General features: G+C 66.9%; 16 protein-coding genes. 6 read left to right on the top strand and 10 right to left on the bottom strand.

All coding sequences use genetic code 11. The features are described 5' to 3' along the window. Positions 1-99: 99 nt before the first annotated feature. The 6 genes from atpA to EPA99_RS15445 form a co-directional block, all read right to left on the bottom strand. Positions 100-1,647, bottom strand: coding sequence for a F0F1 ATP synthase subunit alpha (gene atpA / locus EPA99_RS15470; protein WP_129472141.1), 1,548 nt, complete (start codon positions 1,645-1,647; stop codon positions 100-102). Between the two features lie 75 nt (positions 1,648-1,722). After that, positions 1,723-2,250 carry a F0F1 ATP synthase subunit delta gene (locus tag EPA99_RS15465; protein ID WP_129472140.1) on the bottom strand — a complete coding sequence of 176 codons (528 nt, stop codon included), beginning with the start codon at positions 2,248-2,250 and terminating at the stop codon, positions 1,723-1,725. A gap of 17 nt (positions 2,251-2,267) precedes the next feature. Then, positions 2,268-2,738 carry a F0F1 ATP synthase subunit B gene (locus tag EPA99_RS15460; RefSeq protein WP_129472139.1) on the bottom strand — a complete coding sequence of 157 codons (471 nt, stop codon included), beginning with the start codon at positions 2,736-2,738 and terminating at the stop codon, positions 2,268-2,270. A gap of 94 nt (positions 2,739-2,832) precedes the next feature. Further along, the gene (atpE, locus tag EPA99_RS15455; RefSeq protein WP_129472138.1) at positions 2,833-3,102 is read right to left on the bottom strand and encodes a F0F1 ATP synthase subunit C; all 270 of its coding nucleotides are present in this window, start codon (positions 3,100-3,102) and stop codon (positions 2,833-2,835) included. A 63-nt stretch (positions 3,103-3,165) separates the two neighbouring features. Then, complete coding sequence (gene atpB, locus EPA99_RS15450; protein ID WP_129472137.1) at positions 3,166-4,002, bottom strand: F0F1 ATP synthase subunit A; 837 nt, start codon at positions 4,000-4,002, stop codon at positions 3,166-3,168. A gap of 9 nt (positions 4,003-4,011) precedes the next feature. Next, positions 4,012-4,386 carry an ATP synthase subunit I gene (locus tag EPA99_RS15445; protein ID WP_241688421.1) on the bottom strand — a complete coding sequence of 125 codons (375 nt, stop codon included), beginning with the start codon at positions 4,384-4,386 and terminating at the stop codon, positions 4,012-4,014. Positions 4,387-5,011: 625 nt separating this feature from the next. Here EPA99_RS15445 and EPA99_RS15440 point away from each other — a divergent pair. Next, a complete protein-coding gene (locus EPA99_RS15440) occupies positions 5,012-5,821 on the top strand; it encodes a hypothetical protein (protein WP_129472135.1) in 810 nt (269 codons plus the stop codon). 794 nt (positions 5,822-6,615) lie between these two features. On the opposite strand, the gene lpdA is transcribed toward EPA99_RS15440, so the two are convergent. Beyond that, complete coding sequence (gene lpdA, locus EPA99_RS15435; protein WP_129472134.1) at positions 6,616-8,787, bottom strand: dihydrolipoyl dehydrogenase; 2,172 nt, start codon at positions 8,785-8,787, stop codon at positions 6,616-6,618. A 15-nt stretch (positions 8,788-8,802) separates the two neighbouring features. Continuing rightward, positions 8,803-10,242 carry a dihydrolipoyllysine-residue acetyltransferase gene (locus tag EPA99_RS15430; protein WP_129472133.1) on the bottom strand — a complete coding sequence of 480 codons (1,440 nt, stop codon included), beginning with the start codon at positions 10,240-10,242 and terminating at the stop codon, positions 8,803-8,805. A gap of 302 nt (positions 10,243-10,544) precedes the next feature. On the opposite strand from EPA99_RS15430, the gene otsB reads away from it, so the two are divergent. From otsB to otsA, 3 genes are read left to right on the top strand one after another with little or no spacing between them, the layout of a single operon-like run. Then, positions 10,545-11,288 (top strand): trehalose-phosphatase, encoded by a 744-nt coding sequence (gene otsB / locus EPA99_RS15425; protein WP_425479214.1) that lies wholly within the window; start codon positions 10,545-10,547, stop codon positions 11,286-11,288. Next, positions 11,285-13,075 carry a glycoside hydrolase family 15 protein gene (locus EPA99_RS15420; protein ID WP_129472131.1) on the top strand — a complete coding sequence of 597 codons (1,791 nt, stop codon included), beginning with the start codon at positions 11,285-11,287 and terminating at the stop codon, positions 13,073-13,075. The genes otsB and EPA99_RS15420 overlap by 4 nt, the downstream gene beginning before the upstream one ends. Next, complete coding sequence (gene otsA, locus EPA99_RS15415) at positions 13,072-14,439, top strand: alpha,alpha-trehalose-phosphate synthase (UDP-forming) (protein ID WP_129472130.1); 1,368 nt, start codon at positions 13,072-13,074, stop codon at positions 14,437-14,439. The genes EPA99_RS15420 and otsA overlap by 4 nt, the downstream gene beginning before the upstream one ends. 157 nt (positions 14,440-14,596) lie before the next feature. Here the strand turns inward: otsA and EPA99_RS15410 are convergent, their stop codons facing one another. Continuing rightward, a complete protein-coding gene (locus tag EPA99_RS15410) occupies positions 14,597-15,598 on the bottom strand; it encodes a hypothetical protein (protein WP_241688420.1) in 1,002 nt (333 codons plus the stop codon). Positions 15,599-16,072: 474 nt separating this feature from the next. Here EPA99_RS15410 and EPA99_RS15405 point away from each other — a divergent pair, with 474 nt between their 5' ends. Both EPA99_RS15405 and EPA99_RS15400 read left to right on the top strand, forming a co-directional pair. Next, entirely contained in the window at positions 16,073-16,759 is a 687-nt protein-coding gene (locus EPA99_RS15405) for an OmpW/AlkL family protein (protein WP_129472129.1), read from the top strand. Positions 16,760-16,920: 161 nt separating this feature from the next. Further along, positions 16,921-17,211, top strand: coding sequence for a hypothetical protein (locus tag EPA99_RS15400; protein ID WP_129472128.1), 291 nt, complete (start codon positions 16,921-16,923; stop codon positions 17,209-17,211). A gap of 206 nt (positions 17,212-17,417) precedes the next feature. Here the strand turns inward: EPA99_RS15400 and EPA99_RS15395 are convergent, their stop codons facing one another. After that, positions 17,418-17,966 carry a hypothetical protein gene (locus EPA99_RS15395; protein WP_129472127.1) on the bottom strand — a complete coding sequence of 183 codons (549 nt, stop codon included), beginning with the start codon at positions 17,964-17,966 and terminating at the stop codon, positions 17,418-17,420. Between the last annotated feature and the right edge of the window lie 21 nt (positions 17,967-17,987).

The following is a 17,987-nucleotide window of genomic DNA, read 5'->3' as shown; positions in this document are numbered from 1 at the left end:
GATTCGGGATTCGGGATTCGGGATTGGCCTACGCCACCCGAGCCCCGCACCTGCGAATCCCTAATGCCTAAACCCGAATCCCGAATCCCGGCTACCGAATTACCAGCTGCCGGTCTGCTTGAACTCGGCGATGCCCTTCTTGAAGGCCGCCTCGATGTCGCCGTTCCAGTCGCCGCTGGCGTTGATCTTGCCGATCAGCTCGCCCTGGGTGTTGGCGAAGTGGGCGTGCAGGCCCTCTTCCACGGCCAGCAGCTTGTTCACCGGCACGTCGTCCAGGTAGCCCTCGTTGACCGCATAGATGGTCAGGGCCTGCTGGGCGATGGACATCGGCGCGTACTGCTTCTGCTTCATCAGCTCGGTCACGCGCTGGCCGCGCTCGAGCTGCTTGCGGGTGGCTTCGTCCAGATCCGAGGCGAACTGCGCGAACGCGGCCAGCTCACGGTACTGGGCCAGCGAGATGCGGATGCCGCCGGAGAGCTTCTTGATGATCTTGGTCTGGGCCGCGCCACCCACGCGCGACACCGAGATACCGGCGTTGACGGCCGGACGGATGCCGGCGTTGAACAGGTCGGTTTCCAGGAAGATCTGGCCGTCGGTGATGGAGATCACGTTGGTCGGCACGAACGCGGACACGTCGCCGGCCTGGGTCTCGATCAGCGGCAGCGCGGTCAGCGAACCGGTCTTGCCCTTGACCTCACCCTTGGTGAACTGCTCCACGTAGTCCTCGGACACGCGGCAGGCGCGCTCCAGCAGGCGCGAGTGCAGATAGAACACGTCGCCCGGATAGGCTTCGCGACCCGGCGGACGCTTGAGCAGCAGCGAGATCTGGCGGTAGGCCACGGCCTGCTTGGACAGATCGTCGTACACGATCAGCGCATCCTGGCCGCGGTCCAGGAAGTACTCACCCATCGCGCAACCGGCGTAGGGGCTGATGTACTGCATGGCGGCCGATTCGGACGCGGTGGCGGCCACGACGATGGTGTGGGCCAGCGCGCCGTTCTCTTCCAGCTTGCGCACCACGTTGGCCACCGAGGAGGCCTTCTGGCCGATGGCCACGTAGATGCACTTCACGCCGGTGGACTTCTGGTTGATGATCGCGTCGATCGCCAGGGCGGTCTTGCCGGTCTGGCGGTCGCCGATGATCAGCTCGCGCTGGCCACGGCCGACCGGGATCATCGCATCGACGGACTTGTAACCGGTCTGCACCGGCTGGTCCACCGACTTGCGCCAGATCACGCCCGGGGCTACGCGCTCGACCGGGTAGCTGGCGGCGGCGTTGATCGGGCCCTTGCCGTCGATCGCCTCGCCCAGCGCGTTGACCACGCGACCCAGCATGGCATCGCCCACCGGCACTTCCAGGATGCGGCCGGTGGTCTTGGCCACGTCGCCTTCGCGCAGGTGCTCGTAGTCGCCCAGGACCACGGCGCCGACCGAGTCGCGCTCCAGGTTCAGGGCCAGGGCGAAGGTGTTGCCCGGCAGTTCGATCATTTCGCCCTGCATCACGTCGGCCAGGCCGAAGATGCGCACGATGCCGTCGGACACGCTGGTGACCGTGCCTTCGTTGCGGGCTTCGGCCGACAGCTTGACCTGCTCGATGCGGGTCTTGATCAGGTCGCTGATTTCAGAAGGGTTGAGCGTGGTAGCCATGTTGGTTTCCTGGTTGGCGGGCGTGGGGCCTGCCGTACGTGATGGCGGACCACTGCCCGCCCTACGATTGCTTGATTAACTTGCCAGCGCCGTCTGCAGGCGATCGAGCTTGCCCCTGAGCGAGCCGTCGATGACCACATCGCCGGCATCGATCACCGCACCGCCGATCAGCGAGGCATCCACGGCCGTCTCCACTTCGACCTCGCGGCCGAAGCGGCGTGCCAGGGCGGCCTTGATGACCTCCAGCTCGCCCTCCGGCAGGGCCGAAGCGGAGGTCACCTTGGCCCGGACCACGCGCTCGGCCTCGGCCTTGAGCTGGTCGAACAGGCCGGCGATCTCCGGCAGCAGCGGCAGGCGCCGCGCCTCGGCCAACACCGTCAGGAAGCGCGACTGCGAAGCGCTGGCGCCCTGCGGCGACAGCAGCGCCACGGCCTGCTCCTGGGTCAGGGTCGGGTTGAGCAGCAGCGAAGCGACCTTGGGGTCGGCAGCCACCTGGGCGGAAAACCCAAGGGCCGCGGACCAGGCCGCCAGCTGGTTCTCCTCGCGCGCCGTCGAAAAGGCGGCACGGGCGTAGGGTCGGGCGAAGGTGAGAGCCTGGCTCATCGATCAGATCATCCGTTTCAGAGCTGGGCGGCGAGCTCGTCGAGCAGCGCCTTGTGGGCACCGGCATCGATCTCGCGCTTGAGCAGCTTCTCGGCACCGGACACGGCCAGCGCCGAGACCTGCGAACGCAGCTCCTCGCGGGCACGGGTGGTGGACGCCTCGATCTCGGCCAGCGCCAGGTCCTTCTGCCGGTTCGCTTCGGCGACGGCTTCGTTCTTGGCGGCTTCGACGATCTGATTGGCGCGCGCGTGGGCCTGATCGATGATCTCGTTGGCCTTGATGCGGGCTTCCTTCAGTGCCTCGTTCGCCTTTTCCTGCGCATTGGCCAGATCTTTCTGGCTGCGGTCGGCGGCGGCGAGGCCTTCGGCGATCTTCTTCTGGCGTTCTTCGAGCGCCGCGTTGAGCGGCGGCCAAATGAACTTCATCGTGAACCAAACAAGGATCGCGAACGAAATCATCTGGCCGAAGAAGGTCATGTTGACATTCATGACGGGTCCTCGACGGATTGCATGACCCGCCAGGCCTCAAGGCCCGGCAGGCGGTTCGATCAAGCCGCGCGCGTGCGCGGCGTGCGCAACGGGCTTAGCCGGCCTGCAGGGCCGACAGCAGCGGGTTGGCGATACCGAAGAACAGCGCAATGGCCAGGCCGATGATGAAGGCCGCGTCGATCAGGCCGGCCAGCAGGAACATGCGGCCCTGCAGCACCGGGATCAGCTCGGGCTGACGGGCAGCCGACTCCAGGAACTTGGAGCCCATGATGGCGATACCCAGGCAAGCGCCCAGCGCGCCCAGGCCGATGATCAGGCCAATGGCGATGGCGGTCAGGCCCTGCACGTGTGCGATGAATTCCATTGTGTTTCTCCAGCGGGTTGGTTTGGTTGGTGAGGCGAAGGGTGAAGCGAAAAGCGGGGGACGTTAATGACTCTCGCGGGCGCCGGCGATGTACACGACGGTGAGGATCATGAAGATGAAGCCCTGCAGCAGGATGATCAGGATGTGGAAGATCGCCCAGGCGGTGTTGGCCAGGATGCCGGGAACCCAGGTCACCCAGCTGGCCATCAGGCCGGCGATGAGCATGAACACCAGCTCGCCGCCATACATGTTGCCGAACAGTCGCATGGCCAGCGAGATCGGCTTGACCAGCCACTCGATGATGTTCATGGCCAGGTTGACCGGGGCCAGCACGATGGCCGCCGGGCCATGGGCGTGGAAGGGCGCGGTCAGGAACTCCTTGCCCAGACCCATGCCGCCCTTGGCGGCCAGCGCGTGGCCGATCAGGATGAAGAACACCGAGACCGACAGCGCCGCGGGCGTCATCAGGTCGGCGGTGGGCACCATGCGGAAATGCGAATGCTCGGCCGCTTCGGCACCGGCGATGTGGGTGACCAGGAAGGACGGCAGATCCAGCGGGATCAGGTCCATGGTGTTCATGAAGACCACCCACATGAAGATGGTCAGCGCCAGCGGCGTGATCGAGCGGCGGTCGCCATGGAAGGTGTCCTTGACCTGGCCGTCGACGAATTCCATCACCAGCTCGACGAAGGCCTGGCCCTTGGTGGGCACGCCGGCCGTGGCCTTGCGGGCGAAGAACGCAAACCAGGCCACGAAGGCCAGACCCAGCACCAGACCGATACCCCAGCTGTCCAGGTTGAAGCGCCCCAGGGCGCCGTCGCCGACCAGCTGGACGGAGTTGTGGCCCAGGTGGTGGGTGATGTATTCGGTCAGACCGCCCGAGCTGTTGGATTCACTCACGTAACGCACCTATCGCTTAATCGTATTGGCGAGCACCAGCGCCAGCATGGCGGCACACAGGCCGACCAGCAGCGGGAGCCCCGGCAGTCGCAGCAGCCCCAGCGCGATCGTGAACACGACCAGCACCAGCAGCCATTTCGCCACCATCCCCGCCACCAGTCGCGACAAGGCGACACCGGCGGAGCTGACGCCCCCACCCAGGGCTATCCACGTGGACAGCCACGTCCCCAGTGCAAGCGCCCCGCCGCCGACCAACGCGGCCAGGGCAGAAGCCTGTCCCTGGACCAGGAAAGCCAGCGCCACCAGCACGGTCGCGCCGGCCTGCCAGGCTATCGCGCGCTGTGCCAGTCGCCGACTCGCAGCGACGGAGTTCAGGACGTTCAAGGACCTTACAGGGGTTGTCGAGGATGGGGAGGCTTGCGAAATTGCGCCTCTTCCGAGCCGCGGAATTATAGCAGGCGGACAAACGGCGCCACAACCGACAAAGGTCTGATCGGATTGGGAAAACTTGCCCCGGCAAGAGAGGAGACCTGCCTGGGCGGGACCTGAAAACGCAGAGAACGATTTCATTGAACTTTCCCCGCACCCGGCGGTCTGTGACCTTGAGTCTGCCCACAACTCCTCGTCGAAGCACGCTGCGCAGGCTCTTCACGGAGCCCCGGGTCACCGGGGCTCCGCCTATCGCCGCTGATCTTCCGAGCCGGATCGTCGCGACCACAATCCAAAGCGTCCCGTCCCTGACGGCGCACTCCTCTCGCACGCATGGGCGTGCGCAAGACTGCGCCGACGTGTGCGGTGGTCTGGCTTTGGACTGTCATGGTGGCGAAAGTTTCGTCAGCGTTTGCGCGCCACTGCAAGCCTGAGCTGACCTTCCCGTGACCGACTCCACAGCCTGCACGTGCAGACGCGGTGATTCACCCTCTTTCGACATTCGCAAGCGCATGGTCCGTGCCCACTGGCACCACCACTGAACGTTTTTTTTACTGCACGCTTACGAGGAGTTGTTGAAATGACCCTGCGCCTGACCACGCTGTCCCTGGCCATGCTGGCCCTGACCACGACCGCATCGCCGGCCTTCGCCGCCGAAGTGGACGACACTTTCACCCTGCGCGTGGGCGCGATGAGCGCCGATGGCACTGGCCGGCTGCGTGGCGATGGCGATCTGCTCGGGCAGAACGTGAGCTTCGACGAGGACTTCGACTTCGGCAAGGACGAGTGGTCCCCGCGGGTGGATGGCGTGTGGCACATCAGCAACCGCAACCGCCTGATCTTCGACTACTTCCAGTACAAGAAAGACAACCGCCAGACCCTGGGCGAAGGCCTGAGCTTCGACGACACCACCATCCCGGCCGGCAGCTACGCCCAGCTGGACACGCGCTTCCAGCTCGCCAGCCTGATCTACGATTTCTCGGTGGTGGAGAACGAGAACTTCTCCGCTGGCCTGCAGATCGGTGCGGAGTGGGCCAAGATCGACGCCAAGCTGACCGCCGAGGCGGGCGACTTCGGCAGCTACCGTGGCACCGAGAAGGAAGACGGCGTGGCGCCGGTGGTGGGTGCGCGCCTGTCCTTCAAGCCCGGCGAGCGCTGGCTGATCAACATCCAGGGCCAGTACCTGGACGCCGAATGGGGCAGCTTCGACTACAAGGGCAAGATCAAGCGCGCGAACGCGATCGCCGAGTACCGCTTCACCGATAACTTCGGTGTGTTCGCGGGCTACGACTGGTTCAAGATCAACTACGAAGAAGAAGGCAGCGATGCCCGCGGCGGCCTGGACCTGGAGTTCAAGGGACCGATGGCGGGCGTGACGTTTGCGTTCTAAATGCGTTCTAACGCGCTCTAACGCGTGATGCGCGTTAGAGCCCCAAAGTTCGCCGTGCGAACTTCGGGCCCCAGCTTATTAGCTCCCAGATCCCCGCGCCTTCGGCGCGCCCCCTTGACTCAAGGGGGCTCTCCTTCGATGGGGTAGGTCGCGGCTCGGGCGATGCAGAGAGTGATCATGAAAAGCTCCGCCATGTCGGGGCTTTTTGTTTGGCCAGGAGCTAGCGCTCACTTCTTTTTCGGAACGCACAGCGTCGGCACGAGCCTCCTTCGAGGGCGGACCGCGATGCGCCGTACTTTCTAGCGTGGTCATTGGTGAGACGCTGTGGGAGCGGCTCTAGGTGGCCTAGGGCCATCAGCCGCGAAGAAGCTTTACCGGGAAAGCCATTCGCGGCTGATGGCCCTAGGCCACCTAGAGCCGCTCCACAGAATGGTTTCGAGGTCACTAAATGAGTAACCCAGGGCAGGTTCAAGGCTTGGGCTAGCCGAAGCACGGATCCGGACGCGGCGGGCCTGGGTCTGAGTCGGGGATGGCGGAAAGCGGGCCAGGATGGCCCGCGGCGGCGAGTCGGCCAGGGATGGCTGACCGAGCCGAGGAGCCATGCCCGGCTCAGGGCCAGGCGGGTTGGCGAAGCGGGCTTTTCGCGACCAGAGACATTGCCCCGGAAAGCTCGCCCCCCCGCCCCCCGCACTTCGGCGAAGCGCCCTCTCCTGGTCCCCCTGGTATCCCACGCTCGCGATGAAACAAAAAGCCCCGGCATGCCGGGGCTTTTTGGTGCCGCTCATCCCTAGCGCTTACTTCTTCTTCGGGATGTACAGGTCGGTGATGGTGCCGTCGTAGACTTCGGCCGCCATGGCCACCGACTCGCTCAGCGTCGGGTGCGCATGGATGGTGTGGCCGATGTCCTCGGCCTCGGCGCCCATCTCGATGGCCAGGCCGATCTCGGCCAGCAGGTCGCCGGCGTGCACGCCGACGATGCCGCCGCCGATCACCCGATGCGTGGCCTCGTCGAAGATCAGCTTGGTGAAGCCCTCGGTGCGGCCGATGCCGATGGCGCGGCCGCTGGCCGCCCACGGGAACTTGGCCACGCCGACTTTCAGGCCCTTGGCCTTGGCTTCGGTCTCGGTCACGCCGACCCAGGCGATTTCCGGATCGGTGTAGGCCACCGACGGAATCACCCGCGCCACCCACTCCTTCTTCTCGCCCGCGGCCACTTCGGCGGCCAGCTTGCCCTCGTGCGTGGCCTTGTGGGCCAGCATCGGGTTACCGACGATGTCGCCGATGGCGAAGATGTGCGGCACATTGGTGCGCATCTGCGTGTCCACCGGGATGAAGCCGCGGTCGGTGACCTGCACGCCGGCCTTGTCGACGCCGATCTTCTTGCCATTGGGCGAACGGCCCACCGCGACTAGCACGCGGTCCCAGGTGCCCGATTCCAGCTCGGGCTTCTGGCCTTCGGTGGCCGATTCGAAGGTCACGGTGATGCCCTTCTTCTCGGCGGTCACGCCGGAGGCCTTGGTCTTGAGGTGGACGATGACGCCCTGCTTCTTCAGGCGGTCGGCCAGCGGCTTGACCAGGTCCTTGTCGGCGCCCGGCATCAGCTGGTCCATGAACTCCACGACCGTCACTTCGCTGCCCAGCGCGCGGTACACCGTGGCCATTTCCAGGCCGATGATGCCGCCGCCGACGACCAGCAGCTTCTTCGGCACTTCGGCCAGTTCCAGCGCGTCGGTGGAATCCATCACGCGCTTGTCGTCCCACGGGAAGTTCGGCAGCTTCACCGCCTGCGAACCGGCGGCGATGATGCACTGCTCAAAGCGCAGCAGCTGGGTCTTGCCGTCTTCGCCGGTGATCTCGATCTCGTTGGGCGAGACGAACACGCCGGTGCCCTGCACCACGCGCACCTTGCGCTGCTTGGCCATGCCCGACAGGCCCTTGGTCAGGCTGCCGACGACCTTTTCCTTGTACTCGCGCAGCTTGTCCAGGTTGATCTTGGGCTTGCCGAAGTCCACGCCGAAGTCGCCGGCGTGGGCGACCTCGTCGATCACCGCGGCCGAGTGCAGCAGGGCCTTGGAGGGGATGCAGCCGACGTTGAGGCATACGCCGCCCAGGCTGGCATAGCGCTCGATCAGCACCGTATCCAGGCCCACGTCGGCGGCACGGAACGCGGCGGTGTAGCCGCCCGGGCCAGAGCCCAGCACGACCATGCGGCATTCGATGTCGGCCGGCTTGCCGGTGCCTGCGGCGGCCTTGGGCGCCGGCGGGGCATCGGCCGCGCTCGGACCCGAACGCGGGGTCTGCGCTGGAGCCGGCGCAGGTGTGGGCGCCGAAGCCGACGGTGCGGCCTCGGCCGAGGCCTGGCCGCCCTCGCCTTCCAGCACCACCACCAGGTCGCCCTGGTTGACCTTGTCGCCGATCTTGACCTTGATCTCCTTGACCTTGCCGGCGGCCGAGGACGGTACCTCCAGCGTGGCCTTGTCCGATTCCAGCGTGACCAGGCCCTGCTCCTTGGACACGGTATCGCCCACGGACACCAGGATCTCGATCACCGGCACGTCGGAGAAATCGCCGATGTCCGGCACCTTGACCTCGACCGGGCCGCTGGCGGCGGCCGGCTGGCTCGGCGCAGGCGCGGCGGCCTTCGGGGCCTCGGCCTTCTGCTCGACCTTCGGCGTTTCGGCCTGGGCTGGTGCAGCGGCCTTGGGCGCTTCGGCCGCGGCCTGGCCCTCCGCCTCCAGCACCACGACCAGGCTGCCCTCGGAGACCTTGTCGCCGAGCTTGACCTTGATTTCCTTGACCACGCCTGCGGCCGAGGACGGCACTTCCAGCGTGGCCTTGTCCGACTCCAGCGTGGCCAGGCCCTGCTCCTTGGTCACGGTGTCGCCCACCGAGACCAGGATCTCGATCACCGGCACGTCGGAGAAATCGCCGATGTCCGGAACCTTCACTTCAATCGTGTTCGCCATGTGCGCGGCCTCCGGTTACAGCAGGACCCGGCGCATGTCGCCGAGTACCTTGGCCAGATCGGCGGTGAAGCGCGCGGCCAGCGCGCCGTCGATGACGCGGTGGTCGTAGCTCAGCGACAGCGGCAGCATCAGCCGCGGCTGGAAGGCCTTGCCGTCCCACACCGGCTGGATCGAGGACTTGGACACACCCAGGATCGCCACTTCCGGCGCATTGACGATCGGCGTGAAGGCCGTGCCGCCGATGCCGCCCAGCGAGGAGATCGAGAAGCAGCCGCCGGTCATGTCGGCCGGGCCGAGCTTGCCGTCGCGCGCCTTCTTGGCCAGCTCGCCGGTTTCGGCGGCGATGTCGTTGACGCCCTTCTTGTCCACGTCACGGATCACCGGCACCACCAGGCCGCTGGGCGTGTCGGCGGCAAAGCCGATGTGGAAGTACTGCTTGAGGGTGAGGTTCTCACCGCTCGCATCCAGCGAGGCGTTGAAGGTCGGGTACTTCTTCAGCAGCGCGGCGCTGGCCTTGATCAGGAAGGCCAGCATGGTCAGCTTGACGCCGGACTTGGACTTTTCCGCTTCCTTGTTGAGCAGGACGCGCAGGTCTTCCAGGTCTGTGATGTCGGCCGAGTCGAACTGGGTGACGTGCGGAATCATCGCCCAGTTGCGCGCCAGGTTTGCGCCGGAGATCTTCTGGATGCGCGAGAGCGGCTTGACCTCGGTCGGGCCGAACTTGCTGAAGTCCACCTTCGGCCAGGGCAGCAGGCTCAGGCCATTGCCGCCACCGGCCGCGGCTGCTGGCGCGGCGGCACCAGCGCCTGCGCCACCGGAGAGCGCCTTCTTGACGAAGTTCTGCACGTCTTCCTTGGTGATGCGGCCGTTGCGGGCGCTGCCTGCCAGCTGGAACAGGTCCACGCCCAGCTCACGGGCGAACACGCGCACGGCGGGGCTGGCGTAGGGCACCTTGTCCGGCAGCACGCGGTCGGCATCGAAGGTCACCGGCGGGGTGCTGGTCGGCGGCGAGGGCGGCGCGCCCTGGCCTTCGGCGGCGGTGCCCGAGGCGGTGCGCGACTGCGACTGCGCGATCTCGCGCTGGGCCAGCTTGTCCGGCGTGCCGGAGGTGTTGACCGGCTCGACCGAGGTATCGGGCTCGGATTGCTTGCTGGAAGGGGCCTCGGAGGCCTTGGGCGCTTCGGCCTTGGCCGGCGCGGCGGCCTGGCCGCCTTCGGCCGGCTCGATCAACGCAACCACGGCGCCTTCGGACAGCGTATCGCCGACCTTGACCTTGATCTCCTTGACCACACCGCCGAAGGCGGCAGGCACTTCGAGCGTGGCCTTGTCCGATTCCAGTGTGATCAGTCCCTGGTCCTTCTGCACGGTGTCGCCCACCGCCACCAGCACTTCGATCACCGGCACGTCGCTGTAGTCACCGATATCGGGAACGCGTGCTTCCTGGGGTTGCGCCATGGCAAGACTCCGTCGGACATTCATTTAGGGGAGCCCAGCATTGTACGACCGCGGGAAAACCCGCCAAGCTTCGCAAGCGCATGGGGATCATGCGCGTTCGGCATATTGCGGTGCAGATGTTGCACGCACCGCACGCAAACCCCTGTCGCCCAATGATTGTTGCTACGCAACATGCCTGGCAGGCTGAACGGGTCTTTCACTAAAGTATTGCCACACTGGCGCGCATCTCGATGCCCACGCCATCGCCCCACGCCACTGGACACCCCTCACCGATGGCTGCCGTTTCGCCTCAACGCCGTGTCATGCCGCCGCACCTGGACGCGGGCTGCGCCCTGTTCCTGGATGTGGACGGGACTTTGCTGGACTTTGCGCCGACTCCCGACGAGGTGGCCTTGCCCGAGGGCGCGCTGCCAGTCATCACCCGCCTGTCCGAGCTGCTCGGCGGCGCCCTGGCCCTGGTCAGTGGCCGCCCCCTGCACGAGCTGGACCGCGTCTTCGCCCCGCTGCAGTTGCCCGCCGCCGGCCTGCACGGCCAGGAGCTGCGTGGCGCTCCGGCGATGGCCGCGGCCGCGCCGTCGCAGGCGATGCAGACCCTGCGCGCGGCTGCGGTGCGGCTGGCCCAGCAGCACCCGGGCGTGGTGATCGAGGACAAGGGCGGCAACATCGCCCTGCACTGGCGTAAGGCGCCGGAAGCGGGTGCCCACGTCACCGCCCTGGCGCAGGCGCACATCGGGCAGCTGGCTGGCTACCGCCTGCAGCCGGGCGATCACGTGGTGGAAGTGGTGCCGGCCAATGTCGACAAGGGCCGGGCGGTGCAGGCGCTGATGCGGCAGGCGCCGTTCGCGGGCCGCCGGCCGGTGTTCGTCGGCGATGACCTCACCGACGAATACGGCTTCACCGCGGCCAATGCGCTGGGTGGCTGGAGCGTGCTGGTCGGCCAGCGCACCAACAGCCACGCCATCTACCACCTGCCCGACACCGGCGCGGTTCACGACTGGCTACGCCGCAATACCGAGCCCGGCCCCACCAACACGGAGTACGCATGACCTTGCCCAGCGCACACACCCTCAACCTCGGCGTCATCGGAAACGGCACCTTCGGTGCCCTGGTGGACCTCAAGGGACGCGTGGTGTGGAGCTGCATGCCAGCCTTCGACGGCGACCCGGCGTTCTGCCACCTGCTGTCCCCGCGCGACCACGACGGCGGCGACTTCAGCGTGGAGCTGGAGGACTTCGCCTCCAGCGAACAGCACTACATCACCAATACCGCGATCCTGCGTACGGTCCTGCGCGACAGCAAGGGCAATGCGCTGGAGATCATCGACTTCGCCCCGCGCTGGCGCGAGAACCAGCGCTTCTACCGGCCGGTCAGCATCATCCGCCAGGTGCGCCCGCTGCAGGGCAACCCGCGCATCCGCATCCACGCCCGCCCCCTGGCCGAGTGGGGCGCGCGCGCGCCCGAATCCACCTGGGGCAGCAACCACGTCCGCTGGCTGCTGCCGGACTTCACCCTGCGCCTGACCACCGACGTGCCGGTGCGCTTCGTGCGCGAGGGCTCATGGTTCATCCTCAACCATCCGGTCCACCTGGTGCTGGGGGCGGACGAATCCCTGCGCCGCTCCCTGGCCGGCTACGTGCGCGAGGCCGAGGAGAACACCCGCCACTACTGGACCGAGTGGGTGCGCTACCTGTCCATTCCGCTGGACTGGCAGGACGCGGTCATCCGCAGCGCGATCACCCTGAAGCTGTGCCAGTACGAGGACAGCGGCGGCATCATCGCGGCGATGACCACCTCCATCCCGGAGGCCGCCGATACCCCGCGCAACTGGGACTACCGCTACTGCTGGCTGCGCGATGCGGCCTTCGTGGTGCGCGCGCTGAATCGCCTCGGCGCCACGCGCACGATGGAGATGTTCCTGGCCTACATCTTCAACATCGCCACCCACGACGGCTCGCTGCAGCCGATGTACGGCATCAATTTCGAGGTCGAGCTGCACGAGGAGGAAGTGCCCAGCTTGCAGGGCTATCGGCAGATGGGCCCGGTGCGCCGCGGCAACCTGGCCTGGATCCAGAAGCAGCACGACGTGTACGGCTCGGTGGTGCTGGCCTCCACGCAGCTGTTCTTCGACCAGCGCCTGGTCGACCCGGGCGATGCGCACACCTTCGAGCGGCTCGAGCCACTGGGTGATCGCGCCTTCGCCATGTACGACGTGCCCGATGCCGGGCTGTGGGAGTTCCGCGGCCGCGCCGAGGTGCACACCTATACCGCGGCCATGTGCTGGGCCGCCTGCGACCGACTGGCCAAGATCGCACAGCGCCTGGAGCTGGGCGAGCGCGCCACGCACTGGCGCCAGCGCGCGGACACCATTCGCGACACCACCCTGGAACGGGCCTGGCGCGAAGACAAGGGCTGGTTCAGTGCCTCGTTCGAGAGCGATTACCTGGACGCCTCGCTGCTGCTGCTGGCCGATATCGGCTTCCTGCCGGCGGACGATCCGCGCTACATCGCCACCGTGGAAGCCATCGGCCGCGACCTGCGCCGGGGCGATGCGCTGTTCCGCTACGTGGCCGAGGACGATTTCGGCACGCCGGAGACCAGCTTCACCATCTGCACCTTCTGGTACATCGATGCGCTGGCCGCGATCGGCCGCAAGGACGAGGCGCGGGCGATGTTCGAGCGCATCCTGGCCCGGCGCAATCACCTGGGCCTGCTGTCGGAGGACCTGAGCTTCGAGGAAGGCGAGGCCTGGGGCAACTTCCCGCAGACCTATTCGCACGTGGGCCTGATCATCGCCGCCATGCGCCTGTCGCGCTCCTGGCAGGAGGCCTCATGAGCCGGCTGGTGGTGGTGTCCAACCGCGTCGCCCTGCCCGGGGAGAACCGGGCCGGCGGCCTGGCGGTGGGCCTGCTGGCCGCGCTGAAGGAGCGCGGCGGGGTCTGGTTCGGCTGGAGCGGCAAGACCACGCGCGATGAAGGCGGCACCCTGCACGAGCAGGAAGACGGTGGTATCCGCTTCATCACCATGGACATCAACCGCGCCGACCACGATGCCTATTACAACGGCTTCGCCAACCGCACGCTGTGGCCGTTGATGCACTTCCGGCTGGACCTGGTGGACTACCAGCGCAGCACGCGTGAGGGCTACCGCAAGGTTAACGCGCAGTTCGCCGACAAGCTGGCGCCGCTGTTGAAGGACAGCGACACGGTCTGGATCCACGACTATCACCTGATCCCGCTGGGCGCGCTGCTGCGCGAGCGCGGGATCGGCTGCAAGATCGGCTTCTTCCTGCACACGCCGATGCCCTCGGCCGATCTGGTGGCGGCGGTGCCCGACCACCTGCGCTTTTTCCAGTCCATGTATGCCTACGACCTGATCGGCTTCCACACCCAGCGCGACGTGGAGCGGTTCCGCTCGTACGTGCGGCTGTACGGCGGTGGCAAGGTGATGCCGGACGGCGAGGTCGAAGCCCCGGGCGGGCGCAGGCTCAAGACCGGCAACTTCGCCATCAGCATCGACACCGACTTCATCGCCCAGCAGTCCAGGGCGGCGGTCAACAAGACCCAGGTCCGCGACCTGCGCCAGAGCCTGCGCGGTCGCCAGCTGGCCATCGGCGTGGACCGGCTGGACTACTCCAAGGGCATTCCCGAGCGCTTCCATGGGTTCGAGCGCTACCTGGCGCGCCACCGCGACCAGCGCGGCAGCCTGACCTTCCTGCAGATCGCGCCGGTCTCGCGCGGCGATGTGGCCGAATACAAGCAGCTGCGCAGCGAGCTGGAACAGCTGGCCGGCCACGTCAACGGTGGCTACGCCACGCCGGACTGGACGCCGATCCGCTACGTCAACCAGAACTTCAGCCATGCCACGCTGACCGGCTTCTACCGCGCCGCCAGCGTCGGCCTGGTCACGCCGCTGCGCGATGGCATGAACCTGGTGGCCAAGGAGTTCATCGCGGCCCAGGACCCTGAAGACCCGGGCGTGCTGGTGCTGTCGATCCTGGCTGGCGCGGCGGTGGAACTGACCGAGGCCTTGATCGTCAATCCGCATGACCTGGACGGCGTGGCCGATGCCATCGCCACCGCGGCGACCATGACCAAGGCCAATCGTATCGAGCGCTGGCGTTCGATGATGGAGCACCTGCAGCGCCACGATGTGCATGCCTGGTGCCGTGCCTACCTGTCCGAGCTGGAAGCCAGCTAGCGCCTGTGATGCATCTTTGAGGTGAGTGCGAGGCCATCTGTGGCAGGGAGCCGGCGCCACGCGGCGCTGCCAGACCACGCTGCGCCACGCGACACCACCTTTGCACCGCTGACGAGCAACGCGGCTCATCTTCAAGCTCATCGCACGCGCTAGCCGCTCAAGCCGGCTGCACGCAGCCGCCAAGCGCGTGCTCGGCATACCACAGCGCGCGCCGTGCCAGGTCGTAGGCGCTGTCGGCCGCGCGCGGGATCATCTGTTCGGCGCGCAATGGGTCCGCGCCATGCGCCAGGGCATACTCGTTGCGCTTGAGCTCGTCCAGGTGCAGGCGCACCGGCACCAGCAACTGCTGCAGCTGGCCGGGCGCGCACTGTGCCGCACGCGCCTGCAGCGCCCCGATGCCGGCCTCGATGCGCCGGCTGGCGCCGCCCTGCAGGTCCGGTGCCTTCTCGAAACGGATCGGCGCGGCCTTGTAGGCATCGCCGGTGGCCTCGCTGCCCAGGTCGGCCAGGTTCTCGTGCAGCGCAGGATTGGTGGCCACATCCGGCGGTGGGCGTGCTGTCGCCGGCCCGCCGCGCTTCTTGCGACGGAAGGCCTTGGCCAGTGCATCGTCGGCGCGCTGCAGCAGGTTTCCGTCCGAGGCCCAGGCCTCCTCGAAGCGGGTCGGTCGATAGTCGATCGGGTTCTCGCGCTCCAGGATGCCCCTGGCCTCGGCCAGGGCGCGCTCATCGGTCTGTCCTGGCGGCTGCGCCGTGGCGCCCGGCGGCGCGCGCGCGGCATCGGGGATGCGCACCCGGCCATCGGGCGTGTACAGCGAGGCACTAGTGGGCGCGTCCGCGGCGGATGCGACTTGCGCGGGTGTCGATCGCTTCGGGGTCGGCGAGGCGGTTCGGGGCGCGTTGGACGACACGGCCGCGGATTCGACCAGGCGCGGTGGCTGTTCAAAACGGGGCGAGGAAGCAGGCGCCTGCGCAGGCTGCGGGCGTGTCGGTCGCTCGACGAAGTAGACGCGCGTGCTTGAGAGCGTGCGGCGTCCGCCACCCGCCTCAGGACGCGCGGTCAGCAGCCATGTCGCCAGCATCAGCATGGCCAGCGTCGACAACACCGCGATGCCATGCGCGGCCCGCTCATCCAGACGTTCCACGCTTGCGAAGGTGTTCAACGACTGGAGACGCCTCGCATGCGCTGTCACTTGGAAGAGATGGGCGCAGTGTTCCAGACCGGCCTGCGCTGCCGAATGTCGCCCGATGCCGCACCGTTGCCGGCAGCGCGATCCTGCGAGGCTCTGATGCCACACTCCTGCGCCGAGGCATGCGGGACTGTAGCGGCCACGCACGACCGTGCACGACCTGATCGGCACGTCGGGCAGTGCGGATTCACCGCGCGTTTTGGCTTTGAAACGGACTCGGCAGCTGAACGGAAAGGTTTCGTTATTCCGTTGGAAACGTGAAGTTAAACGTCGCTGATTACCCGCAAATCCCACAACGGCGAAGTTCCCGTTTGATGAAGTTGAAGCGCTCCTGAAAACCGGCCTGAACGAATGCGGGCGGGGTGGCAAGCGTTCATGTAGGCGCGCCTACCGTTCGCCCCGCCCTAACCCCAGGGCGCTTTCAGAACGACAAGAGGAGTCCCTCACATGATGTCCATTCGCAACTTGAGCCTGGCTGTTGTTTCCTCGCTTCTGGTGGCTGCCCCCGCATTCGCGCAGGATGCAATGAGCACTTCCACCGACTCGATGGTCGCCCCGGGCCGGGCCACCAATTCCACCACCGGCGGTGACGCTGAAGCTGCTTACAAGCGCTTCGCGGTCGTCGGCAGCGCCACCCTGCTCAACCCGTCCAGCGACCCGCTCAAGGGCACGAACCTGGACGTGGACGGCGACGTCGCCCCGACCATCAGCGCCAGCTGGTACGTGACCCCCAACATCGCCGTGGAGCTGTGGGGCGCGGCCGACAAGTTCAACCACCGCGTCAACGACGGCAACGCCAAGATCGGCACGGTCGAACAGCAGCCGGTGGCCATCAGCGGCCAGTACCACTTCGGCAGCGCCGACCAGGTGTTCCGTCCGTTCGTGGGCGTGGGCTACTACGAGTCCAATTTCAGCAATGAGGACATCGGCCCGGGCGTGGGCATCTCCACGGCCAAGGGCGCCATTGGCACCGTCGGCCTGGACATGAACATCACTCCGACCTGGTTCGCCCGCACCGACGTGCGTTACATGAACACCGACAAGGCCAAGCTGACCGTGGGCGGCGAAGACGCCAGCGGCCGCCTGGGCCTGGACCCGTGGACCGTGGGCATCGGTATCGGCGCGCGCTTCTAAGCACGCCTTGCAACACGCGTTACGATCCGCGGTACTGGATCAAGACGGCGGGCCTTGGGCCCGCCGTTTTTTATGCGCGCAAGTGCGGCCCTGCGCTTGTCACTGCGGCTTAGCGACGCGCTGCGTAGCGTTGCGCCATCGCATTCATCCGGAGTGACCCCATGCCCATCGTCCGCCTGCGCCTGACCGCCGATGCCGACCGCGCCAACGAGTTGATCCACGCCATCGAGGCGATCGAAGGGATCGAGCGCGTGGAGGAGGTCGCCGACCTGATGCCGCACATGGACGATGACGACTCCAGCTCGGCAGGGCTGCCGGACGATGCATCGCCGGGCTTCCATGCGATTGAGATTGAGACACCGAACGAGGAAGGCGACCGCCGTGTGCGCCTGGTGGCCGAGCGCTTCGCCGAGGCCACCGGCAGCGCCGTGGAGATCGTCGACGAGTTCTGAGGCGCTGCGCGCCTATGCGCCGCGCGTACAGGTCTTCAGGAACTCTCGAACAACTCGGAAGCCAATCTGTAGGAGCGGCTTTAGCCGCTAAGGGTCTTGCCGAGCAAGCCCCTTAGCGGCTGATGTCCCTAGGCCACCTGGAGCCTGTCCCACAGCAAGTCCCGCGCTTCTGGACCGTGGCGAAGCGAGACGATCCGAGGCTGCCCTCAGTCCAACGTGCGTGCCGCTCTAGGCCTTATCCGCCAGTACTGCGCCCAGGCCGTGGTGGTCGCATGCGCCAGCAGCAGGCCGCCGAGCGCGAACAGGCTGGCGTGGTCGAAATTCGGGATCCACGCTAGCGCATCGGCCTGCAACGCGCGCCGCCACAGGTCCAGGGCCCCCAGCAGCAGGCGGGCTACCACAACCAGCATCAACACCGTCATCCATAGCGCGCTGGGCGTGTAGTGCCAGCTGCCATCGGGGAAGCGCTCCAGGCGTCCCAGCAGCAGGCCGATCACGCCCGAGGCGATGCCTGCCAACAGGCCCCAGCCCGCATACGCCAATGCCCCCGGCCAGGCCCAGGAGGCGATCCCCGCGCCCAGCAGGAACAGCAGCAGCGACAGCGGCGAAAGCCACGCATTGAGGCGGGCCCAGAACGGCCACAGCCGCCGCCGCGCCTTGCCCAGGCGATAGCGGCGCCATAGCCACAGCGGAAACAGCAACAGCCACAGCGCCAGCACCCCGCCGACGACCAGCAATACGATCAGCAGTGGCATGCATCCTTCCTCATGCGCGCG

Origin of the sequence: Pseudoxanthomonas composti (genome assembly GCF_004122095.1) — a bacterium.
GTDB lineage: Bacteria > Pseudomonadota > Gammaproteobacteria > Xanthomonadales > Xanthomonadaceae > Pseudoxanthomonas_A > Pseudoxanthomonas_A composti.
This window is presented reverse-complemented; position numbering and strand designations above follow the sequence as displayed.

Coding starts and splice junctions, on each gene's coding strand:
- atpA (WP_129472141.1), bottom strand. CDS start 1,647: ATGGCTACCACGCTCAACCCTTCTGAAATCAGCGACCTGATCAAGACC.
- EPA99_RS15465 (WP_129472140.1), bottom strand. CDS start 2,250: ATGAGCCAGGCTCTCACCTTCGCCCGACCCTACGCCCGTGCCGCCTTT.
- EPA99_RS15460 (WP_129472139.1), bottom strand. CDS start 2,738: ATGAATGTCAACATGACCTTCTTCGGCCAGATGATTTCGTTCGCGATC.
- atpE (WP_129472138.1), bottom strand. CDS start 3,102: ATGGAATTCATCGCACACGTGCAGGGCCTGACCGCCATCGCCATTGGC.
- EPA99_RS15440 (WP_129472135.1), top strand. CDS start 5,012: ATGACCCTGCGCCTGACCACGCTGTCCCTGGCCATGCTGGCCCTGACC.
- lpdA (WP_129472134.1), bottom strand. CDS start 8,787: ATGGCGAACACGATTGAAGTGAAGGTTCCGGACATCGGCGATTTCTCC.
- EPA99_RS15430 (WP_129472133.1), bottom strand. CDS start 10,242: ATGGCGCAACCCCAGGAAGCACGCGTTCCCGATATCGGTGACTACAGC.
- otsB (WP_425479214.1), top strand. CDS start 10,545: ATGCCGCCGCACCTGGACGCGGGCTGCGCCCTGTTCCTGGATGTGGAC.
- EPA99_RS15420 (WP_129472131.1), top strand. CDS start 11,285: ATGACCTTGCCCAGCGCACACACCCTCAACCTCGGCGTCATCGGAAAC.
- otsA (WP_129472130.1), top strand. CDS start 13,072: ATGAGCCGGCTGGTGGTGGTGTCCAACCGCGTCGCCCTGCCCGGGGAG.
- EPA99_RS15405 (WP_129472129.1), top strand. CDS start 16,073: ATGATGTCCATTCGCAACTTGAGCCTGGCTGTTGTTTCCTCGCTTCTG.
- EPA99_RS15400 (WP_129472128.1), top strand. CDS start 16,921: ATGCCCATCGTCCGCCTGCGCCTGACCGCCGATGCCGACCGCGCCAAC.
- EPA99_RS15395 (WP_129472127.1), bottom strand. CDS start 17,966: ATGCCACTGCTGATCGTATTGCTGGTCGTCGGCGGGGTGCTGGCGCTG.